Origin of the sequence: Nocardia sp. NPDC087230, assembly GCF_044744725.1 — a bacterium.
Taxonomy (GTDB): domain Bacteria; phylum Actinomycetota; class Actinomycetes; order Mycobacteriales; family Mycobacteriaceae; genus Nocardia; species Nocardia canadensis.
In genome coordinates, this window is the sequence record NZ_JBIUYV010000006.1 from 70,899 (window position 1) to 85,533 (window position 14,635).

Genomic DNA, 14,635 nt, shown 5'->3' on the forward strand with positions numbered 1-14,635 from the left:
GAGCCCGAGGTGACGGTTCGCGGTCGGCGGCGCCGGGCCACCACGGAGCAGACCGTGGGCCCATCGTCGCCGAAGATCGGTGGGTGGTGACCCGTTTACCGATTCCGGTCCGGGACATCCTCCGATCGAGAGGTACCGATCGAACGGAGTGGGAAGCAATGGCTCAAGGCACTGTGAAGTGGTTCGACGCGGAGAAGGGGTTCGGGTTCATCGAGCCCGACGAGGGCAGTGCCGACATCTTCGTTCACTTCTCCGAGATCCGCGGCGACGGATTCCGCACCCTCGAGGACAACCAGAAGGTCGAGTTCGAGATGGACCACAGCGACCGGGGCCCGCAGGCGACCGACGTCCGCGCCCTGGACTGAGAATCCACGCACAATCACGGCCCGCCAGGGCCGGAAACGATCGGAGGCAGCAATGCTCGGACTGGGAATTCTCGGCTGGATCATCATCGGCGGCATCGCCGGCTGGATCGCCAGCAAAGTCATGAAGACCGATGCCCAGCAGGGCATCGTGCTCAATATCGTCGTCGGCGTCGTCGGCGGTCTGCTCGGCGGGTTCCTGCTGAAGGTGCTGGGCGTCGATGTCGCCGGTGGTGGTCTGCTGTTCAGCTTCCTGACCTGCTTCGGTGGTGCGGTGCTGCTGCTGGCACTGGTCGGACTGGTCACCGGCCGCACCCGATAGTCGATGCTGTGGCGGACCCGGGCGTCCGCGTCCGCCACAGCGGTGTCCGGCGACGATTCCGCTCAGGCCCCGAGCAGGCGGATATCGGTGTCGAGCAGCGCCACTTGCTCGGCGAGGCGGCGTTCGTCGATCGGATCGCCGACGCGGTCGAGCAGATCCGCACGCGTGATGAGCAGCAGGCCGCCGCCCGCGGTGTCGGGGGTGACCGTTCTGCTGGTGGCGGTACCGCGGATTCCCGGCCCTAAACACGAGGCCGGTCATATGCTTGACCGATTCCAGACAACGGAGAACACTTTCGGACGTGCCGACGGACACGGAATTCCAGCAGTTGCTGCAGGGAGCGTCCCTCCGCGTCACCGCCCCGCGGGTGGCGGTCCTGCGGGCGGTCCACGACCATCCGCACGCCGATACGGACTCGATCATCCGCGCCGTGCGCTCCAGGCTGTCCGCGGTCTCGCACCAGACCGTCTACGACTCGCTGCGTGCGCTCACCGCCGCAGGCCTGCTCCGGTCCATCCAACCCCGGGGGTCGGTGGCACGCTATGAATCGCGCGTCGGCGACAACCATCACCATCTGATCTGCCGCACGTGCGCGAAGATCGCCGACGTCGACTGCCGCATCGGCGAGGCACCGTGCCTGACGGCCGCCGACGCCCAGGGCTTCACGATCGACGAGGCCGAGATCATCTACTGGGGCCGGTGCCCCGACTGCGCCACCGTCCCCTCCGCCGACGACTCCGCTCGCAGCCCGCACGACTCGTTTCAGGAAGGAATATCGTGACCACCGATAACCGCCCTCCCACCGGCGACAGCGACTCCACCAGCGAGAGCGAAAACCCGGCGATCCCCGCCCCCACCCCGCAGACCGACCGCAGGCCGAACGCCAACAAGGACTGGTGGCCGGAGCAGATCGATGTCTCGGTGCTGCACGCGCACTCGTCCAAGGCCAACCCGCTCGGCGAGGATTTCGACTACGCAGCGGAATTCGCCACCCTCGACGTCGAAGCGCTCAAGGCCGACATCGCCGCGGTCCTGACCGATTCCCAGGACTGGTGGCCCGCCGACTACGGCAATTACGGCGGCCTGTTCATCCGGATGAGCTGGCACGCGGCCGGGACCTATCGCATCGCCGACGGGCGTGGCGGCGGCGGCCAGGGCGCGCAGCGCTTCGCCCCGCTCAACAGCTGGCCCGACAACGCCAATCTCGACAAGGCGCGACGACTGCTGTGGCCGGTCAAGCAGAAGTACGGCACCAAGATCTCCTGGGCCGACCTGCTGGTGTTCGCGGGCAACGTCGCGCTGGAGTCGATGGGTTTCCAGACCTTCGGTTTCGGCTTCGGCCGGCCCGACATCTGGGAGCCCGAGGAGGTCTTCTGGGGTCCGGAGGACACCTGGCTCGGCGACGAGCGCTACGCCGGTGACCGGGAACTGTCCGGCCCGCTCGGCGCCGTGCAGATGGGCCTGATCTATGTGAACCCCGAAGGCCCCAACGGCACCCCCGATCCGGTGGCCGCCGCCCGCGATATTCGCGAGACGTTCGGCCGGATGGCGATGAACGACGAGGAGACCGCCGCGCTGATCGTGGGCGGCCACAGTTTCGGCAAGACCCACGGGGCAGGCGATGCGAGCCTGGTCGGGCCCGAACCCGAGGCCGCCCCGATCCAGCAGCAGGGGCTGGGCTGGCAGAGCTCCTACGGCACCGGCAAGGGCAGGGACGCCATCACCAGCGGCCTGGAGGTCGTCTGGACCGCGACCCCGACCCGGTGGAGCAACGGCTTCCTGCAGAATCTGTACGGCTTCGAGTGGGAACTGACCAAGAGCCCGGCCGGCGCCTGGCAGTGGAAGCCGAAGGACGGTGCGGGCGAAGGCGCCATCCCCGACCCGTTCGACGGCCCGGCGCGCACACCGACGATGCTGACCACCGACCTGTCGCTGCGTGAGGATCCGATCTACCGGGAGATCACCCGCCGCTGGCTCGATCACCCCGAAGAGCTGGCCGAAGCGTTCGCGAAGGCGTGGTACAAGCTGCTCCACCGCGACATGGGACCGCTCAGCCGCTACCTGGGCCCCTGGGTCCCCGAGCCGCAGCTGTGGCAGGATCCGGTGCCCGCGGTCGATCACGAACTGATCGACGAGCAGGACATCGCGACGCTCAAGAGCACCGTCTTGGCCTCGGGACTCTCGATCGCGCAGCTGGTCAAGACCGCGTGGGCGGCGGCGGCGAGCTTCCGCAGCACCGACAAGCGCGGCGGCGCCAACGGTGCCCGCCTGCGCCTGGAACCGCAGCGCAGCTGGCAGGTCAACGAGCCGAGCGAGCTGGCGCAGGTGCTGCCCGTGCTCGAGCGCATCCAGCAGGACTTCAACAGTTCGGCCGCGGGCGGCAAGCGCGTGTCGCTGGCCGACCTGATCGTCCTGGCCGGCTCGGCCGCCGTCGAGAAGGCGGCCGCCGACGCCGGTCACCCGGTCACCGTGCCGTTCCATCCGGGCCGCACCGACGCCACCCAGGACGCCACCGATGTCGAGTCCTTCGCAGTGCTCGAGCCTCGGGCCGACGGCTTCCGCAACTACGTGCGCGACGGGGAGAAGGCACCGCTGGAACGCCTGTTGCTCGACCGCGCGTACATGCTCGACGTGACCGCGCCGCAGCTGACCGCGCTCATCGGCGGGCTGCGTGTGCTCGGCGCGAACTACGCGGGCAGTAGCCACGGCGTCCTCACCGAGCGTCCCGGCGTGCTCTCGACCGACTTCTTCGTCAATCTCCTCGATCAGGGCACCGAGTGGAAGCCCTCGGAGTCGACCGAGAACGTCTTCGACGGTGTCGACCGCAAGACGGGTCAGGCCCGCTGGACGGCCACCGCCAACGACCTCGTCTTCGGCGCGCACTCGGTGTTGCGCGCGGTGGCCGAGGTCTACGCGCAGCAGGACGCGGGCGCGCGGTTCGTCGACGACTTCGTCGCCGCCTGGGTCAAGGTGGTCGACAACGATCGGTTCGACCTGCGCTGATCGGGTGTCGAAGAGCCCGGGCCGACCCTCGGCCCGGGCTCTTTTCGCGTCGAGTTCGCCCTCCGGTCCGCCGCCCGGTGATTGACCAGCGGCCCAGCGGGTATGGCCCGCTCATACCGGTCAACCTGGAGGGAACCATCCATGACCTACCCGAATCCGCACCACGATTCCGCGCCGCAGCGCGCCGACCGACACGACGACGAATTCCCCGACCATGCCCGCACGACCCGCAGCCACGCCGGCGAGGGCCTCGAAGACGGTTACAACTTCCCCGGGATCATCCTGTGCGCGTTGGGCGTCATCGCGCTGGGTCTGTGTCTGACCGCGACCGGCTACGGGTTCACCGGCTGGGCGACCGTCGCCGGCGTCGCGGCGGTCCTGCTCGCCGGCGCGGGTGTCGTCTGGCTGCTGCTCGAGCACCGGCGCATCAAGGCCAAGGAGGGCCTGAAGCTCACCGATCAGCGCGGGCACTGACGGCCACCGCGCTGCGAGACCACCGAGGAAGGAACCCGCGATGAGCGAGTCCGACGACCCGGTCCCCCGGCTCGACCGTGACTTGGCGCTGGATGCGACCGGGCAGGCCGCCGATGTCGCCCGCACGCCCGCGCTGCCGGTGGCAGCCGCGGTGCTCGCCGGGTTCGTGGTCTGGCTGATCGCCCGGCGACGGCGGCGGTCCTGAGTCGCGGCCGGGCCGCCGCGCCCGGCCCGCGGTTCCCCGGCCTCAGACGAGACCCTCGAGGCGGGCCACCGACGGCGGGTTCGGCGGCGAGGCCGCGAACACGTCGATCAGCACATCCTCGTCGCCGTAGTGGGCCGTGGCCGCCAGTCCGGCGGTGCGATGCGCGATCGCGTGTACCTCGTCGCCGGTCAGCGGATAGTCGGCCACCACGTGGCGCCAGTGCGCGCACAGCAGCGTGCCGCCGGGTTCGAGGTGCCCGACCGCACGGTCGAAGGCCTGGCGCAGCGTCTCGGCATCGAGGTAGTAGCAGACCTCGCTCAGCACGATGAGATCGAATTCCTCCGCCGCCCAGCGCTGTCCCAGCCCCCACCGGCGCAACTCCACCGACGCGTGGCCAGAACGCGACAGCCGTGCGCGCGCCGAATCCAGGGCCCGCTCGGCGACATCGGTGCTTACGAGGCGATCGCAGCGCCCGGCGAGTTCCTCGGTGAGCACGCCGATGGAACAGCCGGGCTCGAACCCGGCGCGGTAGCGCGCCCTGGGCAGCATAGCCATCGTCAGCGCGCGTTTGCGCCGCTCGTACCAGCGGAGCGTGAACTGCCACGGGTCGTCGTCGGTGGCGTACATCCGGTCGAAATAGCCTGGCGGCAGGGCGGACTCGGTCACTGGAAGAAGACCTCGTCGCGTGTGGTGAACCGATGCAGGACATGGGGAGGCAGGACGGGACGGTCAGCCGGATGGTCCGACAGCGGACGGATCTGACTGCGGTGCTGTGCCAGTGCCCGTGCCTTGGCCGCGACCGCCGACGACGGCAACGCCAGGCCGAAGGCATTGGCCGCGGCGACTCGCGGATGGTCGGGGCTGCCCCAGTGCCACATCCAGACGGGATACTCGAGCAATTCGGTCGCTGTGTTCGCGCACGCCTCGGCGGTCGCGCGGCCGACGGCTTCGTGGTCGGGATGGCCGTCGTGTCGCCACGTGGCGGCGCATCGAACCCCCGGCCCGCCCAGGACCGCGAGCACCTCGGTGAGCAGGTCGGTGAGTTCGGCCTGCTGCTCGGCGACCCGGCCGTCGGGCATGCCCAGCCGCATCGGCGCCCCGATGGCGAGTTCGTGGGCCGCGTTGGCCGATTCCTCGATCCGCAGGCCGGCCAGCTCGGCCGGGGTGTGGGTGGGCGAGCCGGGGTGCGAGGCTTCACCGTCGGTGACCGAGATCAGGGTGACCGGCAGATCGGCCGATCGCAGGTGCGCGATCAGCCCGCCGACGCCGAGCACCTCGTCGTCGGGGTGCGGGGCGACGACGATCAGATGCCGCCAATGCTCCACGCGCAGTTCGGGTCTGCTTTCGCGCCACGGCGTCCACGCGCCTTCCGCGGTGCCGGGATCGGTCGGGTCGATCAGGGGCATGGCCACCATGAGAACTCCTTGTCCGCCTGGTCTCGTCCGAGGGCGGCGAGATCGCGTTCGGCATGGCTCTGACGCAGGTACACCGTCAGGTCGGCGACTCTGCGCGCATGGGCTTCGTCGCCGCACAGCGGGCCGGCGCCCAGGGCGCGCCCGACACGGTCGAGCGTTTCGGTCGCCGCGTTCTCGACGATCGCGCGCACGGTCCTGGCCCGGAGTCGACCCGCTCCGGTGAGGTCGGCGGGGTCGGCATCGATCGCCTGCGCGGCCGCGGACAGGCTGTCACGGGCGGCCGACAGACTCGCGGTGACCGCGCCCAGATGGGCGAGCGCGTGGTCGTCGGCGCGGCCCGCGGCGGCGCTGCGGTGCAGTGTCGCGGCGACCGCGCACGCGCTGCCGTACCAGCAGGCGGCCACCCCGATGGCGCCGTGCCAGAAACCGGGACGGCTCAGGTACGCGCCGGGGTCACCGATCATCCGCGCCGGCGCACTGTCGAAATCGACGGCGCCGGAATCGGACCCCCGCATACCGACCGCAGGCCAGGTGTGCGGCACCGGCCGGACGACGGACCGGTCGAGCGCCACCGCGAACAACGCGCGCTGACCGTCGATCTCGGCCGTGACCAGTGCGTGTGTGCACATGCTCGCACCCGAGCACCACAGTTTGCGCCCCTCCAGCACCCAGCCCTCGGACACCTCGCGCGCCCGCAGCACCGGAGCAGGCGGCTCCGCGGCCCACACGCCCCAGAGTTGCTCCGGCGCCACCGCGAGTTCGGTCGACGGCCGCCCGGGGGCGCCGTGATCGATCTCGGCCAGGATCGCCGTAGCATCGGTGTGGGCTTCGGCCAGACGCCCGACAACCGTATCCGCGTAGGCGATCTCGGCCAGCGCGCGCCATCGCTCGAGGGTCTGCCCCGAGCCCGGTAACGGCAGATCCAGCCGTCCGGATCTCGCCAGCGACCGCAGTTCCGCGGCGATCACCGGTTCCGATGCCTCGGCGCACAGGCCGGAAACCCGACTGTCGACGCCGGTCATGACACCTCCCGCGATGCGTCCCGCCCGATACGGCGCAGGTGCTCGGCGAACCCGTGCGGTGCGCGCCCGTGCCGCCGCGCGGAGGTGGTGACAGCGACGTCCCCGGCCCAGGCGATGGCGGCTCCGGACGCGCGCAACCGCGCGACCAGATCCACGTCCTCGCCGGTCGGCAAGGCCCGAAACCCACCGATTCCCCAGTAGGCGTCGGCGCGGAAGCCCAGCGCGGCGCCGTGCACATGACTATGACCCTCCGGCCCGTGCTCGAGATACTGCCGCTCGTAGATCCGCCGGGTCCGCGCCGAGTGCGCGTCCCACTGCCGCACCGCGACGACACCCGCCACCACCTCGAAACCCGCTCGCGCGTAGTCGAGCTGGGCCGACAACCACGATGGCTCGACCTCGGAATCGGCATCGGTGGTCGCGAACCAGGTCTCGGACGCACACCCCGAGCCCGCGTGTTCGAAGCCCAGCCGCCGCGCTGCCCCCACATTGCGCTCCCACACCGTCAGCACCTCGGCCGACGCCGCGACCCGCGCCGAACCGTCGGTGCAGGCGTCGAGCACGAGCTGCACGCGGACCGGGACGTCGACCCGGCGGACGGCACGTTCCAGCGCCGCGAGACACCGAGGCAGCAGTCGCTCTTCGTTGCGGACGGGGACCACCACCACGATCCCGTCGATGTCGTCGCCGATCATGGGCGTGTTCTCACAGCCGCCGAAGACTGACTCATAGGGGGCGGCTACCCGTCCTTCGGCAGGGCAAACAGAAGGCCCAGGTCAGCCGGGTCGCTCGCCGCGGCGCGGCCGGCCCGTGGCCCGCGGTCGTCGAAGACGGTGCGCTATCGTCGGCATGTCGACGACGACGCCCGGTGCCCCCGGCGTTGCATGCTGTGACGAGCAGTCTCAGGGAGGAATCGTGGATATCACCCAGCTGATCCTTGACGACCACCACGAACAGCGGCGTCTGTTCGCGATCCTGGAACAGATCAACCGCACCGACACCGAGGCGCTGTCCGCGATCTGGGACCGGCTCGCCGCCTTCCTGGAACTGCACGCGCTGGCCGAGGAGGAGATCTTCTACCCGGCCTTGTTGCACGCCGGAATCGCGGCGAGGCGCACAGGCGCGGTCGAGAGCGAAACGCTCGACGCCATCCACGACCACAACGACATCAGGGACGCGGTGGCCGCGGTCGCGGATCATCAGGTCGGCACCGACGACTGGTTCGCGGCCGTCGCGGCAGCCAATCTCGCCAACAGCGACCACATGGCGGAGGAAGAACGCGAGGGCCTCACCGATTTCCGCCGCCTGGCCGGCGTGCCGCAGCGCCACGCGTTGGCTGTCACCTTCGCCGCCTACGAGGCCCGCCACTACGCCGGCGTGCGGCCGGTCGACAAGGACCCCGTCGCCTACGTCCGCGCCGCCGAGAATCAGGAGCCGCCGCCGAACGGATCGCTCGGTGTCGGCAGTCTCCGCTGATCGTCGCTACGAATCACCGTTCCCGGCCCGGTCCTCGGCGGCCATATCGGTCGAGAACTCGGCGCCGTACAGCTCGATCTCCCACATCTTGTCGATGACCCGCTCGACCGCACGGGTGAGATGTCGGCGGTAGGTGGAAAAGGGCAGTCCGAGTAGTTCGGCGGCGCGTTCCTAGGTGGGCGCGGGTCGCAGGTAGGTGCGGTCGAGTGCCCGGTGCAGCTTCTCGCCGCGGGTTTCGTCGCCCAGGGATTCGCTCATCGTGGTGAGCAGCTCACGCAGCGTGGCGCCGGTGGCCGGACCCGGCCGACCGTGCACGACCTTCGAGCGCAGCAACGGGTTTCGTTCGAGTCGGCCCCCTCGGCCGAGCTCACGCAGTGCCGAGCGCACCGCGTCGGCGAATTCGGGATGGGACAGAACCGGTTCGGCACCGGCGGCGCGGGTCGTATGGCGTCCCCGCCGACGACGCGATCATTGGTCAGGTCGAGCCACCCGGCGATCCTCACCCGCCGCCAGTCGTGGGCGTCTACCGCGTAACGCAGTCCGCCGACTTCGTACCCGGCGTCGTGCGCGCCACGAAAGTCGATGTAGTGCATGAACAGTTGCCAGACGTCGGATTCCGCGAACGCCGGTGCAGCTGTTCAGCGCCCGTGGCCGCTTCGAGAACGATGTCGACGAAACGTTCAGGATCGGCCAAGGGCAGGTAATGCCCGGCGCGGGGGACCACACTCAGCCGTCCGGCGCGGCAGGCCCGAACGAAGCGACGTTCATGTACCCGCAGGTGGTCATGGCGGCCGTTGATCAGCCACACCGGGCCTGGGTGTGAGCCCAGCGCTCCGAGTACGTCGAATCGGCCGAGCTCGGCGACCACGTCCGGGATCACCTCGGTGGCGATGCCTGCGCCGCTGACGGCGACCGCCACCGGCTCGGGCAGCATCGCGTCGAACAGCCGCGCACTCGTCCGCTGGCCGCCATCGGATTGCCGCGACAGCACTCGATGCATGACGGAGAACGGCAGCATCAGCGATCGACTCGGCACGCAGGTGGAGCCGGCGACGACGAGGCCGGCCACTGCGTCAGGAGCCGCGGCCGCGGCCGCGATGCTGACGTATCCCCCTAGAGAATGCCCGACGACCACAGCGCGGCCACCGACGGAATCGATGGCGGCGGTGACTGTTTCGGCAGCGGCGGCGAGCGTGAACTTCTCGCCGCGACGACGTCCGTGGCCGGGCAGATCGACCGCGATCACCGGATGAGTGTCGGCGATGCGATCGGCGACCATCGTCCAAGCCGCCCCGCTCAGCCTGATTCCGTGGACGAGAACCACCGGCAGAAATTCCGACATCACAGCCCTCCTCAAAAAACAACGCTACGTTGCGTTGCATTCAACGTAGCTGAGGCAGAGACTCAACGCAACGTTGCGTTGTATCGTTACGACATGTCCGCAACCGACCCACCTCCCGCAGGCCCGCGCAAAGCCGAGGTCATCCACCTCGCCGCCCTCGAACTCCTCGCCGAGGCCGGATATGACGGCTTGACGATGGAGGCGGTCGCCCAGAGATCCGGGGTCAACAAGACGACGTTGTATCGGTGGTGGCCGTCCAAGGATGCGTTGCTGGCCGCGGCACTGACTGTTGCCGCGCCACTGCGGATTTCCATCCCCGACACCGGTACCTTTCGCGGCGATCTCGCCGCGCTCGGAGTCGAGATCGCCCGATTGCTGACCGCGGAGGACACCGCGGCCATCGCGGCGGCGGTCTTGTCCGCATCGGCGTCGCGACCGGCACTCGCCACCGTCGGCCACCAGTTCTTCAGCGAACGACTCGAACGCGAGCAGGCCATCTTCGACCGGGCGATCGCACGCGGGGAGATCCCGGCCGACGTCGATGTCGGCGCCGTCATAGATCTGCTGGCAGGCTCGCTGTGGGCGCGCTCGGTCCTGCGGGGGCTACCCCTGGGCACCGACTACATCGACACCGTCGCCGGAATCGTCGCGCACGGAACCCATTTCCCCGACGCGCATGCCGAACGCGACGAGGAACATGCGCTCCGCCACGACGGCGCCTGACGGGTCAGCCACCGCGCATGCGTCGGTGTTCCGACGGAAACATCAGCCTGGTGTCGAGTCGTCGACAGCATTCGAGCCGTGGCCCTGAGCAAGGGCCACGGCTCGAATGCTGCGCGGTCGTACCGACGATCGTCCCTCCCCCCGAACTACCCGACCTCCCAGGTCGTTTCGTAGCTCTCGCAGCCGTGGGCTCGACCGCAGCCTCCGGCGGGAAAGGCGTTCAGGTCAGCACGACATCGCACCTCCGGACGTGTTGTCGAGACGCACCCCCAGGACCCTCTTCAACTCGCCGACACTGTCGGCACTGGGTGTCACCACATCCCGTTCCCAACGACTGATCTGGTTTCCGTCCCTGATGCCGATCCAGTCGGCCAACTCCGCCTGCGTGAAACCGGAGGCCGTCCTCGCCGCCCGGATGGCTTTGCCGATCGTGGACATGGTCTCCCCTCTCTCTCGATGCCTCGGCGCGGACCGCATCGGAGCGGGTGTCCATCGGCGAACACTCACACTCCTGAAGCGGTCTCGCGCAGCCACATTCGAACGATAAGGGCGAATTCGCCGCCGAAGCAGGCTGTGACTGCACGGCCACTGACTGTGCACGCACAAACTTCCGCGCCGTGGGAACTCCGTCGCTACGTCGGCGGGGTGTCCGCGTCGGAGGCGCTGCGGCGCCAGTCCCGGGGCGTCATGCCGAACGCCTCCCGGAATCGCCGGGTGAAGTGGGCGGCATCGCGGAAGCCCACGGCACCGGCCACGGCGGCGACGGAACGGTGTGCGTAACCCCGGTCGATCAGCATGTCGCGGGCCCGGACCAGGCGTTGTTCGATGATCCACTGCTCGAGGCTGATACCCGACTGCGCGCAGACCTTGTACAGGTGCCGGACGGAGATGTTGTTGGCGGCGGCGATGCCGGGAATCTTCAGGGTCGAATCGGCCAGGTGTGTCCGCACGTACTCGAGGATCTGTTCGATCAGCAGTTGCTCCGGGATGGCGCCACCATCACCCGGACCGCGGCCGGCCGCCGAGATCAGCAGCGCCCGAACCATTTCCAGGCACGACTCGCCCACCGAGGCGGCGGCCGGGTCGGCTTCGAGCTGGTCGGCGATCGCGACGAGATGCTGGATCTGCGCCGTGACCATCGGGTACAGCGGCGATGCCGCCAGCCGCCCGTGCGCCGCGACGACCGTTTCCGCGGAGATCCCGAGGCGCTCCCTGGACAGCTGCAGACAGAGCGTTCCGCCGAGACCGTGCCAGCCGGAGGCGAACGTGGTGGCCAGGTCGATCACCTCGCAGGCGCCGGGCTCGATCAGCGTTTGCGCACCGAACTGTTCGTGCCTGCGGACCTGCCCGTTCTGAACGGTCACCGTCAGGGTGTCGCTGGGCGTGATCCGCTCGTGCCGCCTGGTGCGGCAGACCTGGTGGCCGGAGACCTCCGAGCGGGTGAGCGCGATCGGACCCAGCATCCAGGCCTGGTGCCGGCTGACCACTTCCGCCGGTGAATCCCACATCTGCAGGTTCGCCCCGATATCGGCTTCCTGCAGGATGGCGGTGACCGCCTCGCGGCGGTCCGCCGGCGTGAAATAGTCGGAGTCGATCAGCACTGCCATCGGTGATCTCCACTTCGGATCCAAGCCGGCGGTGGAGTGCCTCCCGTCGCCGGCCGATGCGCGTTTCGGGTGGTGGCAATTCGGGGCAAAGGTGATTGCATGGGCCTGTAGTCGGCGATGCTATCGCGACATCGCCCGCTCGGAGCCCGATTCGGCAGGGTTGCGCACCGACCTCACCGGCCCGCGATGGCGTGTTCCCTTGCCGCGGTGGGCCGCAACGCCAGAATCCGGCGTTCGGCCGCGGTCGCCGTCGCAGCCCATTCCGGCCGCAACGCCGCGTAGGTGCACACGTCGCGCCACCGGCCCTGGGTTCGGTACAGCTGTCGCAGCCGCGCCTCCGGTGTCAAGCCCACTCCCGCCATCACCGTGTCCATCACCGGATGATCGTGCCGATGCCCCGCCCAGACCCGGTGGATCCCGAGCGGCCCGAAGGCGAAGGCCGCCATGAGCCGCCCCGCCTCGATGCCTCCCGCGCGCAGCGCCCCTTCCGGAATCACGACCAGACCGCCGATCATCGCGTTGCTGCCGAAATCCTCGACCAGCAGGCCGATGGTGCCGACCATGGTGTCCTCATCGGGTGCCGTGATCGCCAGCGTGTACTTGCGCCGCGGGCTCTCACCGCGGGCGCGCAGGGCGGCGTCGAACGCCGCCGCCGCTGCCCGGACACCCATGCTGTCGGTGCCCATGAATCGGGTCAGCTGTGGATCGGTGAAGATCCGCTGATAGGTGCCCAGATCACCGGCACGCAGATCACGCAACCGCAGTCGCGTACCGACCAGTTCCACGTCGCGCAGGTCCACCGTCAACGGACTTCCTCCATCACCTGCGCGAATTCCGCGTCGATCCGCCGACCTTCGGCGGGTATGAGCTCGTCGAGGTCGATATAGCTCCGCCCCGACGGGATCAGCTCGCCGAGCAGGATCCGGCGTGCGGTGTCCGCCACCAGCGCGCCGCCGAGCATCACCCCCGAGGCGAGTTGTGGCCAGCTGGACAGGGTTCGGCCGATCTCCCCGATCGCGTCGCGCATCGCCGGACTCAGCCGCGGCTCGTCGACGACCGCCAGCAGAAACGACAGCAGCTCGTCCCGGTTCATCCTCGCGACATCGGACGAGGTCGCCGTGCCGGTGCGGCCGTGGAACAGCGGGCGCAATGGTTCGAGATCGAAGCGCTCGACATCGAGCAAGCCGCGATCATTGGCGTCCATCAGCACCGGGATTCCCCGGCTCCGCGCGTACTCGCGGGCGGCGACTTTCGCCCACACCGTGTCGCATTCCTCCACGAGCAGATCGAGCGGCCGGGTGCCGTCGACGCCGTCGAAGAACGACCCGATCGATTCCTCGGTCAGCCCGGCCGTGAACACCTCGATGTCGAGATAGGGGTCGATCTCGAACATCTGCCGCGCCGCCAGCACCGCCTTGGAAACCCCGAGATCACCGATCCCCGCCCGCAGCCGGTTCAGGTTCGACAACCCGATCGTGTCGAAGTCGGCCAGGCGGAACGAACCGCCGACCCCTTCCATCGCCAGCGTCACCGCCGCGCTGTTGCCCACCGACAGCCCGACCACACCGATCCGCCGCTCGCGCAGGTCGCGCTGCTGCCCGCGGTCGATCTTGTTGCGGTTCCGATCGGTCCGCACCCGCTGGAAACCCTCGCGCGGCAGCACATGCACCAGCCGGCCGTTCCACGGATAGAACACCCACGTTCCCCACCGCCACAATGCGGTTTCGCCGCAGATCCGACGTCGCGACGCCGCCAGGGACTCCACTGTCTGCGAGACAGCGGGGTCCTCGCAGCGGATCAGTTCGTCGAGCTGATCGTCGATCGTGTCGTGCACCGCACCGACAGCATCCGAGCCCGCCAGCGCTTCCAGATCGCGCAGTCCTTCCGGGCTCGACGCGTCGAGCAGCACGGGACGGAAATGCGATGTCGCGACGCCGGGCGCGAGTACCGGCGGACGCGGAACCGAGCGATGCCGAATCATGTGTGCACAAACCTCCGACCCTCATGAGACGAGCGGACACCGCGCGCCTCCTTCGACCAGGACGCGCAAAGACTACACACAGCACACTTTCAGCTAACTGACCTTCGGTCCACCGGCATGGCGCGCCCGCACTCCGGCCAAACTGCGACGATGACCCGCCGAGTCGACATGACCGGCAATCCAACGCCTCACCCGTCGTCGGTCTCGCTAAAGTCCCGCAAGCATCGATTTCGCGGCGTCGACGGTGCGGCGCCGTCCGGTCCACGGGGGCGGACCACCACGTGGATCGGTGGGCGCCGCCACCGGGCTCCGGGCAGAGCAGCCGTCAGATCGGCGATCGGGTCGTCGACTCCCTCGCGGCCGACCGACCAGTGCTCCCTCACCTGCGTCCCCGTTCGGCGAGCACATCGGCCGCGGGCCCTGGCGGCGAGGTCGGCGGGCAGCGCGAGCGGTTCGACGATCGCTTCGAGGCGGGCCCGAGAAAGAACAGCACCGAGTACCGGTCGACTCCGGCGGGTGGGCTGACCACGCGATGCCGGGTGGCCGTCAGATAGCCCCGGGTGGCGATCTCGCGCATCTCGCCCCGTCCTGTTGCAGCAGCGCGAGATATCCGTAGTCCTTGTGGGCGCCCACCCCTGGTCGTCGCCGGAGGTGTCCCGGCCCGGACAGTGGATGATCTTGCCGTGAGTGGAGGCCTCCTCGT

General features: G+C 69.3%; 20 protein-coding genes. 9 read left to right on the forward strand and 11 right to left on the reverse strand.

The window, feature by feature from the left end; genetic code table 11:
* Nucleotides 1-158 precede the first annotated feature (158 nt).
* The 7 genes from ACIO52_RS21175 to ACIO52_RS21205 all read left to right on the forward strand — a co-directional run bounded on the left by ACIO52_RS21175 (nucleotide 159) and on the right by ACIO52_RS21205 (nucleotide 4,366).
* On the forward strand, nucleotides 159-365 hold the full coding sequence (locus tag ACIO52_RS21175) for a cold-shock protein (protein WP_218719131.1): 207 nt from the start codon (nucleotides 159-161) through the stop codon (nucleotides 363-365).
* A gap of 52 nt (nucleotides 366-417) precedes the next feature.
* Entirely contained in the window at nucleotides 418-684 is a 267-nt protein-coding gene (locus tag ACIO52_RS21180) for a GlsB/YeaQ/YmgE family stress response membrane protein (RefSeq protein ID WP_316574519.1), read from the forward strand.
* Nucleotides 685-692: 8 nt separating this feature from the next.
* Nucleotides 693-929 (forward strand): hypothetical protein, encoded by a 237-nt coding sequence (locus ACIO52_RS21185; protein ID WP_402646054.1) that lies wholly within the window; start codon nucleotides 693-695, stop codon nucleotides 927-929.
* 56 nt (nucleotides 930-985) lie between these two features.
* Nucleotides 986-1,465 carry a Fur family transcriptional regulator gene (locus ACIO52_RS21190; protein WP_218719129.1) on the forward strand — a complete coding sequence of 160 codons (480 nt, stop codon included), beginning with the start codon at nucleotides 986-988 and terminating at the stop codon, nucleotides 1,463-1,465.
* Nucleotides 1,462-3,687 carry a catalase/peroxidase HPI gene (gene katG, locus ACIO52_RS21195; protein ID WP_218719128.1) on the forward strand — a complete coding sequence of 742 codons (2,226 nt, stop codon included), beginning with the start codon at nucleotides 1,462-1,464 and terminating at the stop codon, nucleotides 3,685-3,687. The genes ACIO52_RS21190 and katG overlap by 4 nt, the downstream gene beginning before the upstream one ends.
* Before the next feature lie 141 nt (nucleotides 3,688-3,828).
* Complete coding sequence (locus ACIO52_RS21200) at nucleotides 3,829-4,161, forward strand: hypothetical protein (protein WP_218719127.1); 333 nt, start codon at nucleotides 3,829-3,831, stop codon at nucleotides 4,159-4,161.
* 40 nt (nucleotides 4,162-4,201) lie between these two features.
* The gene (locus tag ACIO52_RS21205) at nucleotides 4,202-4,366 is read left to right on the forward strand and encodes a hypothetical protein (RefSeq protein ID WP_218719126.1); all 165 of its coding nucleotides are present in this window, start codon (nucleotides 4,202-4,204) and stop codon (nucleotides 4,364-4,366) included.
* Nucleotides 4,367-4,408: 42 nt separating this feature from the next.
* Here ACIO52_RS21205 and ACIO52_RS21210 read toward each other — a convergent pair whose 3' ends face one another.
* Genes ACIO52_RS21210 through ACIO52_RS21225 form a run of 4 tightly spaced genes read right to left on the reverse strand, consistent with a single transcriptional unit; the run spans nucleotide 4,409 to nucleotide 7,498 of the window.
* On the reverse strand, nucleotides 4,409-5,032 hold the full coding sequence (locus ACIO52_RS21210) for an SAM-dependent methyltransferase (RefSeq protein WP_402646057.1): 624 nt from the start codon (nucleotides 5,030-5,032) through the stop codon (nucleotides 4,409-4,411).
* The gene (locus ACIO52_RS21215; RefSeq protein ID WP_316574513.1) at nucleotides 5,029-5,781 is read right to left on the reverse strand and encodes a PIG-L deacetylase family protein; all 753 of its coding nucleotides are present in this window, start codon (nucleotides 5,779-5,781) and stop codon (nucleotides 5,029-5,031) included. The genes ACIO52_RS21210 and ACIO52_RS21215 overlap by 4 nt, the downstream gene beginning before the upstream one ends.
* Complete coding sequence (locus tag ACIO52_RS21220; RefSeq protein WP_402646061.1) at nucleotides 5,763-6,803, reverse strand: acyl-CoA dehydrogenase; 1,041 nt, start codon at nucleotides 6,801-6,803, stop codon at nucleotides 5,763-5,765. Before ACIO52_RS21220 ends, ACIO52_RS21215 begins: the two co-directional genes overlap by 19 nt.
* Nucleotides 6,800-7,498 (reverse strand): glycosyltransferase, encoded by a 699-nt coding sequence (locus tag ACIO52_RS21225; RefSeq protein ID WP_342800158.1) that lies wholly within the window; start codon nucleotides 7,496-7,498, stop codon nucleotides 6,800-6,802. The genes ACIO52_RS21220 and ACIO52_RS21225 overlap by 4 nt, the downstream gene beginning before the upstream one ends.
* 217 nt (nucleotides 7,499-7,715) lie before the next feature.
* Between ACIO52_RS21225 and ACIO52_RS21230 the strand changes: the two genes are divergently transcribed.
* Nucleotides 7,716-8,279: a hemerythrin domain-containing protein gene (locus ACIO52_RS21230; protein WP_374104877.1), complete on the forward strand. Its 564-nt coding sequence runs from the start codon at nucleotides 7,716-7,718 to the stop codon at nucleotides 8,277-8,279.
* A gap of 171 nt (nucleotides 8,280-8,450) precedes the next feature.
* Here ACIO52_RS21230 and ACIO52_RS21235 read toward each other — a convergent pair whose 3' ends face one another.
* Nucleotides 8,451-8,612 carry a hypothetical protein gene (locus ACIO52_RS21235; RefSeq protein ID WP_402646064.1) on the reverse strand — a complete coding sequence of 54 codons (162 nt, stop codon included), beginning with the start codon at nucleotides 8,610-8,612 and terminating at the stop codon, nucleotides 8,451-8,453.
* Nucleotides 8,613-8,802: 190 nt separating this feature from the next.
* Nucleotides 8,803-9,621 (reverse strand): alpha/beta fold hydrolase, encoded by an 819-nt coding sequence (locus ACIO52_RS21240; protein WP_402646067.1) that lies wholly within the window; start codon nucleotides 9,619-9,621, stop codon nucleotides 8,803-8,805.
* A 93-nt stretch (nucleotides 9,622-9,714) separates the two neighbouring features.
* Between ACIO52_RS21240 and ACIO52_RS21245 the strand changes: the two genes are divergently transcribed.
* Nucleotides 9,715-10,344, forward strand: coding sequence for a TetR/AcrR family transcriptional regulator (locus tag ACIO52_RS21245; RefSeq protein ID WP_402646070.1), 630 nt, complete (start codon nucleotides 9,715-9,717; stop codon nucleotides 10,342-10,344).
* A 225-nt stretch (nucleotides 10,345-10,569) separates the two neighbouring features.
* Here the strand turns inward: ACIO52_RS21245 and ACIO52_RS21250 are convergent, their stop codons facing one another.
* The 5 genes from ACIO52_RS21250 to ACIO52_RS21270 all read right to left on the reverse strand — a co-directional run bounded on the left by ACIO52_RS21250 (nucleotide 10,570) and on the right by ACIO52_RS21270 (nucleotide 14,509).
* On the reverse strand, nucleotides 10,570-10,782 hold the full coding sequence (locus ACIO52_RS21250) for a helix-turn-helix domain-containing protein (protein WP_218719120.1): 213 nt from the start codon (nucleotides 10,780-10,782) through the stop codon (nucleotides 10,570-10,572).
* 194 nt (nucleotides 10,783-10,976) lie between these two features.
* Complete coding sequence (locus ACIO52_RS21255; RefSeq protein WP_218719119.1) at nucleotides 10,977-11,951, reverse strand: helix-turn-helix domain-containing protein; 975 nt, start codon at nucleotides 11,949-11,951, stop codon at nucleotides 10,977-10,979.
* 173 nt (nucleotides 11,952-12,124) lie between these two features.
* Nucleotides 12,125-12,751, reverse strand: a complete 627-nt coding sequence (locus ACIO52_RS21260; RefSeq protein ID WP_316575365.1) for a GNAT family protein — start codon at nucleotides 12,749-12,751, stop codon at nucleotides 12,125-12,127.
* Between the two features lie 2 nt (nucleotides 12,752-12,753).
* Entirely contained in the window at nucleotides 12,754-13,932 is a 1,179-nt protein-coding gene (locus ACIO52_RS21265) for a ThiF family adenylyltransferase (protein WP_402646073.1), read from the reverse strand.
* A 379-nt stretch (nucleotides 13,933-14,311) separates the two neighbouring features.
* A complete protein-coding gene (locus ACIO52_RS21270; protein ID WP_402646076.1) occupies nucleotides 14,312-14,509 on the reverse strand; it encodes a hypothetical protein in 198 nt (65 codons plus the stop codon).
* Between the last annotated feature and the right edge of the window lie 126 nt (nucleotides 14,510-14,635).